The following is a 13,084-nucleotide window of genomic DNA, read 5'->3' as shown; positions in this document are numbered from 1 at the left end:
TCCTCAGCGAACCTTGAGTGTGGCCAGGCCAAGCAGCACCAGCACGACGGTGATAATCCAGAAGCGCACGATGACGCGCGGCTCCGGCCAGCCTTTCAGCTCGAAGTGGTGATGCAGCGGCGCCATGCGGAAGATGCGTCGCCCGGTCAGCTTGTAGGAGCCGACCTGCAGGATCACCGAGACGGTTTCCATCACGAAGACGCCGCCCATGATGAACAGCACGATTTCCTGACGCACGATGACCGCCACGACCCCCAGTGCCGCGCCGAGCGCCAGCGCGCCCACATCGCCCATGAAGACCTGGGCGGGGTAGGTGTTGAACCACAGGAAACCGAGGCCGGCACCCGCGATGGTGGCGCAGAACACGGCCAGCTCACCGGAACCGGCAATGAACGGAATGTGCAGATACTCGGCGAACTTCAGATTGCCCGAGGCATAGGCGAAAATGGCCAGGCCCATGGCGACCAGCACGGTCGGCATGATCGCCAGACCATCGAGGCCATCGGTCAGGTTGACCGCATTGGAGCTGCCGACGATCACGAAGTAGGTCAGCACCACGTAGAACACGCCCAGCGGGATGACGACGTCCTTGAAGAATGGCACCAGCAGGCCCGTCTCGGCCGGCGTGCTCGCCGTCAGGTACAGCACCACGGCGGCGCCGATGCCCACCACCGACTGCCAGAAGTACTTCCAGCGCGCCGGCAGGCCACGCGGATTCTTCTCCACCACCTTGCGGTAGTCATCGACCCAGCCGACGGCGCCGAAGCCCAGCGTCACGACCAGCACCACCCAGACATACAGGTTGGTCAGGTCGCCCCACAGCAGGGTGGAGACGGCCATCGACAGCAGGATCATCACGCCGCCCATGGTCGGAGTACCGGCCTTGGAAAGGTGAGACTTGGGGCCATCGTCGCGCACGGCCTGGCCGATCTGGCCATCGACGAGCTTGCGGATGACCCAGGGACCCAGCCACAGACACAGCAACAGTGCCGTCAACGTGGCCAATACCACGCGCAGGGTCAGATAATTGAAAACCGTAAAGGCGCCATTGAATTGGGCCAGAAACTCAGCAAGCAGCAGCAGCATGACTCACATTCACCTTGATGCGTCGACCTTGAGCGCGGCAACGACATTCTCCATGCCAGCGCTGCGAGACCCCTTGACCAGAACACTGGCCCCGGTGGGTAGATGGTTACGGGCGTAAGCTTCCAGCTCCACCCGCTCGATAAAGTGCTTGCCACCGGCCCCGAAGGCCTCGGCAGTCGCCTGAGCGCCCTCGCCGCAGGTGGCAATGAAATCTATGCCCAGCTTGCGGGCGTAATCGCCCACCTCGGCATGCAGACGTTCGGCGTCGGCTCCGAGTTCGCCCATGGCGCCCATCAGGCACCAGCGCGGCGCAGGCAGTGTCGCCAGCAGATCCAGCGCCGCCAGCATGGCACCGGGGTTGGCGTTGTAGCTGTCATCCAGCAGACGCGAACCATTGATGCCCGCCACGACCCCCAACCTGCCGGGCACGCTCTCGGCACTCTCGAGCCCGGCGATCACCAGATCACTGTCGATGCCCAGTGCCAGGCACGCCGCGGCAGCCGCCAGCGCATTGGCCACGTTGTGACGCCCCAGCAACGCCAGCTGAACACGGCCGAGCGAGCGGCCATCAAACGTCAGTTCGAAAGCATAACGCCCGAGTTCATCCGCGCCTAGCTCACGCGCCTGCAGGCGTGCCGGGCAATCAACGCTATCCACGCTGCCATCCGCAGCGTCATCCGCAACGCTGAAGTCGATGATATCGATCGCCTGACCAGTCGCGGCCAGCGCCTGCCAAAGCGAGAAGTAGGCGTCATCACGGTTGAGCACCGCGACCGGGCGTCGTCCTCCCAACGGGCTGAGGCCCGCCAGAATCTCGCCCTTGGCCTGGGCGATCTGACCCATGCCGCCGAATTCGCCGACATGGGCGCCGGTGACATTGGTGATCACCGCCACTTGCGGGCGCGCCAGGGCCGTCGTCCAGGCAATCTCGCCGAGGTGATTGGCGCCCAGTTCGACCACGCCGTGCTGGTGGGCATCGCTCAAGCGCAGCAACGTCATCGGCAGGCCGAAATCGTTGTTGAGGTTGCCGTGATTGGCGAGGCTTTGGGCCTCGAAACGCGCGGCATCCCGCACGAGGATGGCATGCACCAGGCCCTTGACACTGGTCTTGCCACTGTTGCCGGTCACCGCGATCAACGGCTTCCCCCAGGCACGGCGACGCGCCGCCGCCAGCAGCCCGAAGGCCAGCCGGGTATCCGCAACGACGATCTGCGGCAGCGGGTCATCCACTGCCCGTTCGACCAGCGCCGCGACGGCGCCATTGGCGCGAGCCTGGGCGAGGAAGTCATGGGCGTCGAATCGCTCGCCCTTGAGTGCCACAAAAAGCGGCGCGGCCTGCTCGCCAAGCTTGCGGGTGTCCGTCTCGATGACGCCCAGCGACTGACCGCGCAATGCCGGTGGCAACTGCGCCCCGAGCACCGCGGCCAGTTCCTCGAAGGTACTCAGAGCGACGGGCTGTTCAGGCGCGCTCATGCGTCACGCTCCTGACCTTCCAGCATCGAGAGCTCACGACGCTCCAGCGCCGCGACCGCATGGGCCACATCCGAAAACGGCAGTCGCTGACCGTCGATTTCCTGATAGTCCTCGTGCCCCTTGCCGGCGATCAGGATGACATCATGCTCGCCGGCATCCCGGATGACCTGGGCAATGGCCTCACCACGCTCGGCGATATCCAGCACGCGCTCGCGGGAATGGATGCCGGTCATCATCTGCTGACGGATGGCGGCGGCATCCTCGCTACGCGGGTTGTCATCGGTGATCACGACACGGTCGGCGCCCTGCTCGGCGGCCGTGGCCATCAGCGGGCGCTTGCCGCTATCGCGATCGCCGCCACAGCCGAGTACACACCACAGGCGCGCATCATCCCGCGCCGGCAGGTGGGCACGCAGCGCGGTCAGTGCCGTCTCGACGGCCTCCGGCGTGTGGGCGTAGTCGACCACCACCACCGGCGCGCCATCACGGCTCAGGCGCTGCATGCGGCCCGGCACCGGCGTCAGACGCGGCGCGGCGGCAAACAGCCCCTCGAACGTATAGTCGAGGCCATGCAGGATCAGCATTGCCAGCAAGGCGTTGTCGAGATTGAAGCGCCCCATCAGATTGAGGCCCAGCTCACGCTCGCCATCCGGCGTCGCGATCACGGCAACCTGGCCCAGCGGCTCGGGGAAGACATCCAGCACGCGCAGGGTCGCGACATCATCACGCCCCATCGCCAGCACGCGCACGCCGCGCTGCATGCCGGCCAGCATCAGACGCGCCAGCGCATCATCGGCATTGAGCACCGCAAGCTTGAGTTCGGGGCGCTTGAACAGCTTCGCCTTGGCCGCCGCATAGGCCGCCATGCTGCCGTGGTAGTCGAGGTGGTCTCGCGAAAGATTGGTATAGCCCGCAACGGTGAAGCGACAGCCATTGACGCGCCCTTGATCCAGCGCATGGGAAGAGACTTCCATCGCGATCAGCTCGGCACCGGCAAGGCTCAGGCCCTTGAGCGCCGCCTGCACGGCCAGGGCATCAGGCGTGGTGCGCTCGCCCGCGACCAGCGCGCCGGGACGCCCGATGCCGAGCGTGCCGATCATGCCGGCGGGCGTGCCCATCGCTTCGGCCAGCTCGGCGATGTAATGGGTGACGGAAGACTTGCCATTGGTGCCCGTGACCCCGACCAGCGTCAGCGACTCGGGCACACTGAAGGCCTGGCGACCCAGCTCACCGAGCTGCTCGCCCAGATTCTCGAGCCAGACGACTCTGGCATCGTCTGAATGCAGCGCGAGACGTGCATCCCCGCCTGCGGGTCTTTCGGCCAGCACCAGCTCGGCACCGCCCTCAAGCGCCGCGGCGATATAGTCGCGGCCATCGCTGGCGATGCCGGGGATGGCGATGAAGAGCGAACCCTGCGCGGCACTGCGACTGTCGATCGTCAGGTGCCAGTCATCGCGCGCGGCAAGCCGCGCGCGCCAATCATCATCGAGGGCGCCTGGCCACAGTGCCAGCAAGGCGGCGAGCATGTCGCTCGCCGTGGCCAACGGGCGCGCCAGAAACTCGCCCAGGCGCCTGGAATCGTGCGGTGAAGTCATGTCGGAAGACCTTCCTTGTTCCCGATGTCCCGGAACGTATTCACTACATGAGAAAAAAGACGCAGCCGCCCGCCCGGGGCCGACGACCATGCCACATTGAATGCGTTACTCATCGACCTTGCTGTCCGGCGGCACATCCAGCAGGCGCAATGCCTTGCCCACCACGCGCCCGAACACGGGCGCCGCCACCAGACCGCCGTAATATTCTTGCCCTTTGGGGTTCTCGATCATCACCACGGTCACGATACGCGGATCAGACACCGGTGCCACACCCGCGAACAACGAACGATAGGCGGTCTTCTGATAACCACCGGCCGTCACCTTGCGCACGGTGCCCGTCTTGCCGGCGATGCGATAGCCTTCGACCACCGCCCGCTTGGCAGGCCCGTTGGGCTGCACGATCTTCTCCATCATGCCGAGCAAGGCGTGCGCGTTGTCCGATGAGATCACCTGGTCACCGACCGGCGGCGTCTTGACCTTGAGCAGCGACGGCGGCACACGACGACCGTCGTTGGCGAGCGCGGTGAAGGCACTGGCCAGCTGCAGTGCCGAGACGCTGATACCGTAGCCGTAGGAGATGGAGGCCCGCTTGCTGCGCGACCAGTTGGTCGGCGGCGGCAGCACGCCGGTCGTCTCGCCCGGGAAGCCGGTGCCCGGTGCCTGGCCGAGGCCCAGCTCATAGTAGCGATTCCATACCGCATCATCCTCGAGACTCAGCGCCATGCGGCTCATGCCGATATTCGAGGAATGGTAGAGAATGCCGGCCATGTCGAGCTTGCCGTAGTTGCGGAAGTCACGAATGGTGAACTGATCGACCCGCATGTAACCCGGCGTGGTATCGATCACCGTATCCGGCTGATACAGGTCAGTGGCAAGCCCAGCGCTCATCGCCAGCGGCTTCATCACCGAGCCCGGCTCGAAGGCATCGGTGATCGCGCGGTTGCGAAGCCCCTCGGGATCAAGCCCGGCACGGTTGTTCGGGTTATAGGACTTCTGATTGACCATCGCCAGCACCTCGCCGGTGCGCGCATCCATCATCACCAGGGTGCCGCCATCGGCGCGGTGCTCCGCCACGGCCGCCTTGAGTTCGCGGTAGGCCATGTATTGCAGACGCAGGTCGATGGAGAGCGTCAGGTCGCCACCGGGCTTGGCTTCGCTGATCAGATGCAGGTCACGCACCAGCCGCCCCTTGCGGTCCTTGAGCACACGTCGCTTGCCCGGCGTGCCGGAAAGGTAGGAATTGTAGGCAAGCTCGAGCCCTTCCTGACCCTTGTCATCGACGTTGGTCACGCCGATCAACTGGGCGGAGACTTCTCCGGAGGGATAATAGCGCTTGTATTCCTGCTTGTGGCTGACGCCCGGAATATCGAGGTCAATGGCAGGCTGAGCCTGCGGCGGGGTCATCTGGCGCTTGATGTACATGAAGCCCTTGCCGGCATCACGATAGCGGCGGACGCGAGCAATAAGGTCATCCGGCTTCTGACCCAGCGCGCGCGCCAGCAATGACAGACGCACGGGGTCATCAGGCACCTTGCGCGGGTCGGCCCACAGGGTGATGACAGGCGTGGAGATCGCCAGCGGCTCACCGGTGCGATCGGTGATCATGCCGCGGTGTGCATTGATGCTGTCGACACGCAGGGTGCGTGCATCGCCCTGATCCTGCAGGAACTGCTGATCGAAGAGCTGGAGATAGCCGATGCGGCCGACCAGAGCGACAAGCCCGGCAAGCACGATGAAGAGCATGATGCGATAGCGGGCAGGCCCCATGGCCGCGCGTGCGCTCTTGCGGGCACCGCTTGCGGCCTTGGTACGAGCGGGCGTCTCAGCGCCGGCGGCTTTGCGCGGGCGTGACGAAGGCGGGCGACGCGTGGCCATCAGCGAATGACCTCGACATCGTGGACATCCGGGACGCGCATCTCGAGTCGCTCGATGCTGATGCTTTCGATACGCGCCGGTGCCGACCAGGCGCTCTCTTCCAGCAGCAGGCGGCCCCAGCGTGCACGCGCATCATCGCGCGCCGCTTCCAGCTTCTGCAGCTGGGCATATTGGCCGCGCGAGAGGTGCGAGCTGATGACGACGGCAGCGGCAGAGCCGAGCAGACTGAGCATCAGCACCGCGAAACACAGGTGACGCCAACGCATCTGCACCTTGATCGGCCAGTTACCCGTCCAGCCCTCCTGTCTCCGTCCCGCCATGCCGACTCCCTAATCACTCTGAACGTGATGCCCCGCATCACGAATATCCTTGCAGACTGTCAACGTGCAAGCGCGATGTTCGCTCACTTGTTTGAAGCGCCCGGCGCATTATGTCAGCAAGTGGCGTTAGCCGCTAAGAGTTGCAGCACGGCAACACTTGTGTCGCCCTTTCACCACAGCCCACTTGCGCGCGCGCCTGCCGGTAGGCAGGCGCAGAAAGAGGCACGATTCCCCAGAGGGTGCACAGAGGCTATTTGAGCTTTTCGGCAATGCGCATCACCGCACTGCGCGAACGGACATTGGCATCGACTTCGCTTTGCGAAGCCTTCTGTGCCTTGCCCACCAGCTTGAGACGCTTGTTGAGCTGGTCTTCGCGGATCGGCATGCCACGCGGCGCCTGATCCCCCCGCGCCTTGTCACGCATGAAGCGCTTGACGATGCGGTCTTCCAGCGAGTGGAAGCTGATCACGACCAGACGACCGCCGGGCTTGAGCGCCTCGAGACCGGCATCCAGCGCGCGGGTCAGCTCATCCAGCTCACCATTGATGTGAATGCGGATCGCCTGGAAGACACGCGTCGCCGGGTGCTTGTGCTTCTCCCAGTTGGGGTGGGCATCCTTGATCAGGCTGGCGAAGTCGCCGGTGCGCGTGATGGGTCGCTCGGCGCGACGCTCCACCACGGCACGCGCCAGGCGCTTGGCATAACGCTCCTCACCGTAGGTCTTGAAGACCCAGGCCATATCCTCGGCACTGGCACGCGACAGCCACTCGGCGGCGCTCTCGCCACTGGTGGGGTCCATGCGCATGTCCAGCGGGCCATCATTCATGAAGCTGAAGCCACGCTCGGCATCATCCAGCTGCGGGGATGACACGCCGATGTCGAGCAGGATGCCATCCAGCTGACCGTGCACGCCCTCATGCTCGGCATACTCGCCAAGACGCGCGAATTCACCGGCATGGATACTGAAACGCTCATCATCGATGGTCGCGGCTTCCGCCAGCGCCTGGGGGTCACGATCACAGGCGATCAGACGCCCCTCGGGCGCCAGACGCGACAGGATCAGACGCGAATGGCCACCGCGACCGAAGGTGCCGTCGAAGTAGACGCCGGCAGTGTCCTGAATCAGACCATCGACCGCACCATCGAGCATGACACTGACATGCGCGAAGCGATCAGCCACTTCGACGGACTCGGTATCGACAGACTCGGTAACGGAAGGAGCACTGGGCTTGGACATGACGAAACTCTGGACCTTGGCACGCGATGCGAGCAGTGAAAGCCGGTGGCAAAGGACACCGACAGCATAAGAGCGGAGACAGCGCCTGCGTGCAGCAGGCAAGCGGCTGAAACACGAATTCAAGTGCCATAACCGACAACCGGCGCCTGTCACGGCAGCGTGTTCGTTGCCATCCAACTGCAATGGTCATTCACGAAACACGCAGCGGACGGCGCCGGTCATGCGAATTCAAGGTGTGCTGCCACCGCTCGCATCGCGAAGGATGGCAGCACACTGACGTTATAAGGCGGGAGATGACCGATAAGCCGGGTCTTGTCGTGGACAGTCATTCATCTAGGCCCTGAATCACTTCAGGGCTCAAGCAACCAACCCGCCCCCACTGCGGGCAGCAGCATAGGGGGCCTATTTGGTCTTGCTCCAGGTGGGGTTTACCTCGCCGCGAACTGTTACCAGCCGCGCGGTGCGCTCTTACCGCACCCTTTCACCCTTACCGGTCAGCCGAAGCTGACGTAGGCGGTCTTCTCTCTGCTGCACTTGCCGTCGGCTCGCGCCGCCCAGACGTTATCTGGCACCTTGCCCTATGGAGCCCGGACTTTCCTCCCCCAGCTTGCGCTGGCGGCGACTGTCTGGCCGTCTCCCAAGCACGCAAGACTACCAGTGTCATGGGCCTTTCACAAGACGAAGCCCGCGCAGGCCGAACAATGGCAGCGGCAAAAAAGTCTGGCGTGACAGAGGTTTGCCTATTCCTCCGCCGCGTCCTTCATGGCTTGCGCCTTGGCATACCAGGCTTTCTTGCGCCCGCCCACCAGACGTGTGGCGATAGCGGCCATCTGCTTGACGCCGACGCCCTCCTCGAACAGCACCTGCAACAGGGCGTCGCCTTCGACACTGGCCGCCTCGTCGCCGTCACGTGCCGGCGCTCCTTCGATCATGACCACGAACTCACCGCGTGTCTGATCACTGTCAGCGTCCATCTGCGCCAGCAGCTCGGCCGCCGTGCCATCGAGGAAGGTCTCGAAGGTCTTGGTCAGCTCACGGGCCAGCACGACCCGACGCTCGCCCAGCACCTCGCGGATATCGCCGAGCAGCGCCTGGATACGGTGCGGAGATTCATACAGCACGTGGGTGGCGCTATCGTCGCGCAGCGCGGCAAGGCGCGCCTGACGCGGGCCGCCCTTGTGGGCCAGAAAGCCTTCGAAGGTGAAGCGATCCGTCGGCAGGCCCGCAGCGCTGAGGGCGGTGATCAACGCGCACGGCCCCGGCAGCGGCACTACCTTGAAGCCACGCTCGCGCAGGGCGCGCACGACGATGAAGCCGGGATCAGAGATCAGCGGCGTGCCGGCATCGGAGACCAACGCGACGCGTCGGCCTGCCTCCAGCGCCTGACACAGCTGGTCGACACGGCCACGCTCGTTGTGATCGTGCAGGGACATCATGGGCACTTCCAGGCCCAGGTGACGCAGCAACCGCGCGCTGTGGCGGGTATCCTCGGCTGCGATCAGGTCCACTTCTCCCAGCACCCGCGCGGCGCGGGGACTGAGATCATCGAGGTTACCAATCGGCGTGGCGACCACGTACAATACGCCTTCAGAAGACTCGGACATTCAATGCTTCGACTCGTTGAACTCAATGGTAGAAATGGTCGTCAGACACAGGCAGATTGCCTTGGGACATTTCATCCGAAGGACGCTGCATGCGTGGCCCTGATCGACCGAGTGCCATGATGCCTTTCACCCTTCATCACAGTAGGCGGCGATGCACAGTCCTGACCACATCGCCCATCAGCCAAGGGACCGTCGTACATGCGCCAGACATGGAATCGTGCATCAGCCAATACGCTGGGCACTTCGTCAGCCATCCGGCAGGAGGCCGCGCGCCGTTCACGTTCCGGCCTGTGCACGCTGGCGGGCCTCGCCGCCTCCGCCCTGCTGCTGGCAGGGTGTGCCGGACAGTCACCGCTTTCCAGCGGCCCCGGTGCCGATGCCCTGCTAGCTCAGGCCGAGCAGCAACAGGGTCAGCAAGCGGCCAGTACGCGCCTGCAAGCTGCGGACATCCTAGCACGCAGCGGCGACAACGCGCAGGCGATCACCATCGCATCCGACATCGACCCGACAAGCCTTGAGCCGCAGGAACGCGTGCAATGGGCCCTGCTGCTGTCGCGTATCGCGCTTGAGCAGCAGGACGGCTGGAACACGATCCTGGCCACCTCGGTGCTCGAGGACAACATCCAGATGTCCAGCGATGACCAGCGCACACTGCGCAAGCGTCGCGGCCTGGCACTCGGCATGGTCGGCGAACCCCTGGCCAGCGCCCAGACCCTGATCGCCCTGCAGGCCGACAGCGATGACCTGAGCATCAACGACACCCTGTGGGAGCAGCTCACGCGCCTCTCGCCCAGTCAGCTCAATGAGCTGGCCAGCGCTAGCCCGACCGCCAGCGGCTGGACGGACCTGCTGCGCCTACAGCGTCGCTTCGGCGGCAACATCGACCAGATGTTCTCCGCCATCAACGACTGGTCGGACGCCAACCCGCAGCATCCCGCAGCGCGCCAGATGCCGCAGGGCATTCTCGATCTGCGCGAGCTCTCCGGCCAGGAAGTGCGCAAGATTGCCGTCTTCCTGCCCGAGTCCGGTTCGCTCAAGCGGATCGCCCAGGCCATCCGTGAAGGCATCGAGGCACGCCATCGCAGCGCCATCGACAATGCCGAGGCCACGCCGCAGCTGAGTTTCTATGACACCTCGAGCGCGGACCTCAAGACCCTGTATGCCCGTGCCACCATGGATGGCGCTCAGGTCGTGCTCGGCCCGCTGGACAAGAAGCTGGTCAGTCGGCTCGAGACTCAGAACAGCCTGCCGCTGCCGACACTGGCCCTCAACTACGGCACCCATGACAGCAACCGTGCCGACAACCTGTTCCAGTACGGCCTTTCCGCCGAGGACGAAGCCCGCCAGGTCGCCCTGCGAGCCGCTCTCGACGGCCATCGTGGCGCCGCCGCACTGGTGCCCAACAATGCCTGGGGCCAACGCGTCTACAGCGCCTTCCGCGACCGCTTCGAGCAGGAAGGTGGCGACATCGTCTCCGTTGAGCGCTACAACCCCAAGGGCGCCGTCAGCTCGGCCGTCAAGGACCTGCTGTCGGTCTCGAGCCAGGACCAGGCGCGCATGAAGTCCGCCAAGAAATCCGGCAGCAAATACGGCCGCGCGCACTCCGGCAACATCGACATGATCTTCCTGCTGGCGCTGCCGAGCTATGCGCGTCAGGTGCCGCCGATGCTGGACTTCTACTACGCGGGCGACCTGCCGATCTACGGCACTTCCCATCTCTATGACGGCGCACCGCAGCCCGATCAGGACGGCGACCTCAATGGCGTCGACTTCGTGGACATTCCCTGGGAAGTGCCGGAGGCCTCCTCCGGTGGCAAGGCATCCCTGCCGGAAGCCGACACCTATCGCGCCCTGTCCGATGCTTCACCACGCATGCTCAAGCTCAACGCCATGGGGGTCGATGCCTATCGTCTGGCCCAGCGCGTACCGCTGATGCTGGCCGGAGCGGGCGGCGAACTCTTCGGCGCCACCGGCAGCCTCTTCCCGCGCCACGATGGACGCATCGAGCGCACGCTGCCCTGGGCTGAATTCAGAGGTGGCGTACCGCGTCCGCCACTGAAAGGCGCCAACAGCCGCACCGTCGAAGCCTACACGCCCTGACATGACACGCGCCGACTCGCCCTCTGGCAAAGCGCACCCGCCTCCCCAGCGTCGCGCCCGAGCGCGCGGCGCCGTCATCGAGGCGGAGGTAGAACAATGGCTGGCAGCGCGTGGCCTGACACCCGTCACGCGCAACCAGCATGCCAAGGGCGGCGAGATCGACCTGATCATGCGTGACGCCGAGACCCTGGTCTTCATCGAGGTGCGCTACCGGGCCAACTCCCGCTTCGGCAGCGCACTGGAAAGCGTGACCCATACCAAGCAACGCCGGCTGATCACTGCCGCGCGTTTTTATCTGGCCCAGCACGGGCTATCATGTTCCTGCCGCTTCGACGTGGTAGGCGTGGAGGGGACCTCCCCTCGTTCCATTCACTGGATTCGCCACGCCTTCGAAGCGTTCTGAAGCCAACGACCAAGAGCCATCATGGATTTCCAATCGCGTATTCTCGGCCACTTCAACGCCAGCATTGACACCAAGACCTACGCCAGCGAAGTGCTGCCGCCCTTCATCGAAGCGGCCAGCCAGATGATGGTCCAGAGCTTGGTCAATGACGGCAAGATCCTGGCCTGCGGCAACGGCGGCAGCGCCGGCGACAGCCAGCATTTCTCTTCCGAGCTGCTCAACCGATTCGAGCGTGAGCGCCCGAGCCTGCCGGCCATCGCGCTGACCACCGACACCTCCACGCTGACGTCCATCGCCAACGACTACAGCTACAACGAGGTGTTCTCCAAGCAGATCCGCGCCCTGGGTCAGCCCGGCGACATCCTGCTGGCCATCTCCACCAGCGGCAACTCCGCCAACGTGGTGCAGGCCATCCAGGCGGCTCACGACCGCGACATGCGCGTCGTGGCCTTGACCGGCCGTGACGGTGGTGACATGGCGTCACTACTGGGCAGTGAAGACTGCGAGATTCGTGTCCCCGCCACCTCTACGGCACGCATCCAGGAAGTCCATCTACTGGCCATCCACTGCCTGTGCGACCTGATTGATCATCAGCTGTTCGGCAGCAACGAGTAATCCGCGCGCCCCACGGCATTCACCAGGAGAAAACGGCATGACGCCCAAGAACCTGCTTTCCCTCATAGCCACCGCCGGCTTCCTGACGCTAGCCGGCTGCACCACCGTCGCCGACCTGACCAACAGCGGCCCGATCGACGAAGACTATGGCGATCGCACCCTGGGCGCCCAGGTGGAAGACGAGAGCATCGAGACCAAGATCGAGGTCAATCTCGGCAAGACCGACGCCCGCTTCAACGATGCCCATGTCAATGTGAATTCCTACAACGGCATGGTGCTGCTGACCGGCCAGGTCGCCAGTGACGAGCTGAAGCAGAAGGCCACGGACATCGCCAAGGATGTGCGTCGTGTGCGTCAGGTGCACAATGCGCTGGAAATCAGCGCCAATGCCCCGGCCAGCCAGCGCGTGCAGGACACCTGGCTGACCACGCGCGTCAAGGCCACACTGGCGGCGGATGCCAATATCGACTCCGGTCGCATCTTGGTACTCACCGAGAATGCCAGCGTCTACCTGATGGGCATCGTGACCCGCGCCGAAGCTGACCAGATCGTCAGCAAGGTCTCTGAAGTCGGCGGCATCCAGCGTATCGCCAAGGTCTTCGAGTACCTCGACTGATCAAGGTGGCGCGCCTTGCATGCCTGACATGCAAGGCGCCCTGAATGAACAGCACCCAGAATGAAAAATGCCCCGCAGGCCGAAGCCTGCGGGGCATTTTTCATGACAGGAGCGACATCAGGCGGACAATGGCCAGCCCTCATCCATCGCCCCCACCTGC

Annotated in this window: 11 protein-coding genes and 1 other RNA gene; 4 read left to right on the top strand and 8 right to left on the bottom strand. The window is 64.5% G+C overall.

Annotated elements, in window-relative coordinates:
* Nucleotides 1-3 precede the first annotated feature (3 nt).
* The 8 genes from mraY to rsmI form a co-directional block, all read right to left on the bottom strand.
* Nucleotides 4-1,086, bottom strand: coding sequence for a phospho-N-acetylmuramoyl-pentapeptide-transferase (gene mraY / locus AC5WNJ_RS03490; RefSeq protein WP_176676305.1), 1,083 nt, complete (start codon nt 1,084-1,086; stop codon nt 4-6).
* A gap of 9 nt (nt 1,087-1,095) precedes the next feature.
* The gene (locus tag AC5WNJ_RS03485; protein WP_176676304.1) at nt 1,096-2,559 is read right to left on the bottom strand and encodes a UDP-N-acetylmuramoyl-tripeptide--D-alanyl-D-alanine ligase; all 1,464 of its coding nucleotides are present in this window, start codon (nt 2,557-2,559) and stop codon (nt 1,096-1,098) included.
* Entirely contained in the window at nt 2,556-4,154 is a 1,599-nt protein-coding gene (locus AC5WNJ_RS03480; RefSeq protein WP_253062269.1) for a UDP-N-acetylmuramoyl-L-alanyl-D-glutamate--2,6-diaminopimelate ligase, read from the bottom strand. The genes AC5WNJ_RS03485 and AC5WNJ_RS03480 overlap by 4 nt, the downstream gene beginning before the upstream one ends.
* Before the next feature lie 105 nt (nt 4,155-4,259).
* The gene (locus AC5WNJ_RS03475; protein ID WP_176678269.1) at nt 4,260-5,921 is read right to left on the bottom strand and encodes a peptidoglycan D,D-transpeptidase FtsI family protein; all 1,662 of its coding nucleotides are present in this window, start codon (nt 5,919-5,921) and stop codon (nt 4,260-4,262) included.
* Nucleotides 5,922-6,028: 107 nt separating this feature from the next.
* Entirely contained in the window at nt 6,029-6,349 is a 321-nt protein-coding gene (ftsL, locus tag AC5WNJ_RS03470) for a cell division protein FtsL (RefSeq protein ID WP_175088323.1), read from the bottom strand.
* A gap of 250 nt (nt 6,350-6,599) precedes the next feature.
* Nucleotides 6,600-7,586 carry a 16S rRNA (cytosine(1402)-N(4))-methyltransferase RsmH gene (gene rsmH / locus AC5WNJ_RS03465; RefSeq protein WP_176676302.1) on the bottom strand — a complete coding sequence of 329 codons (987 nt, stop codon included), beginning with the start codon at nt 7,584-7,586 and terminating at the stop codon, nt 6,600-6,602.
* 285 nt (nt 7,587-7,871) lie between these two features.
* Nucleotides 7,872-8,224, bottom strand: an RNA gene (gene rnpB / locus AC5WNJ_RS03460) — RNase P RNA component class A.
* A gap of 102 nt (nt 8,225-8,326) precedes the next feature.
* Nucleotides 8,327-9,190 (bottom strand): 16S rRNA (cytidine(1402)-2'-O)-methyltransferase, encoded by an 864-nt coding sequence (gene rsmI, locus AC5WNJ_RS03455; RefSeq protein WP_043332510.1) that lies wholly within the window; start codon nt 9,188-9,190, stop codon nt 8,327-8,329.
* Nucleotides 9,191-9,388: 198 nt separating this feature from the next.
* Here rsmI and AC5WNJ_RS03450 point away from each other — a divergent pair, with 198 nt between their 5' ends.
* From AC5WNJ_RS03450 to AC5WNJ_RS03435, 4 genes are read left to right on the top strand one after another with little or no spacing between them, the layout of a single operon-like run.
* The gene (locus AC5WNJ_RS03450; protein ID WP_495930382.1) at nt 9,389-11,290 is read left to right on the top strand and encodes a penicillin-binding protein activator; all 1,902 of its coding nucleotides are present in this window, start codon (nt 9,389-9,391) and stop codon (nt 11,288-11,290) included.
* A 1-nt stretch (nt 11,291) separates the two neighbouring features.
* Nucleotides 11,292-11,693: a YraN family protein gene (locus AC5WNJ_RS03445; protein ID WP_052384397.1), complete on the top strand. Its 402-nt coding sequence runs from the start codon at nt 11,292-11,294 to the stop codon at nt 11,691-11,693.
* A 21-nt stretch (nt 11,694-11,714) separates the two neighbouring features.
* Nucleotides 11,715-12,308 (top strand): phosphoheptose isomerase, encoded by a 594-nt coding sequence (locus AC5WNJ_RS03440; protein WP_043332512.1) that lies wholly within the window; start codon nt 11,715-11,717, stop codon nt 12,306-12,308.
* A 37-nt stretch (nt 12,309-12,345) separates the two neighbouring features.
* Entirely contained in the window at nt 12,346-12,924 is a 579-nt protein-coding gene (locus AC5WNJ_RS03435; protein WP_176676299.1) for a BON domain-containing protein, read from the top strand.
* Nucleotides 12,925-13,084: the final 160 nt, after the last annotated feature.

It is taken from the genome of Cobetia sp. PDI-23MA, assembly GCF_059507735.1.
This window is presented reverse-complemented; position numbering and strand designations above follow the sequence as displayed.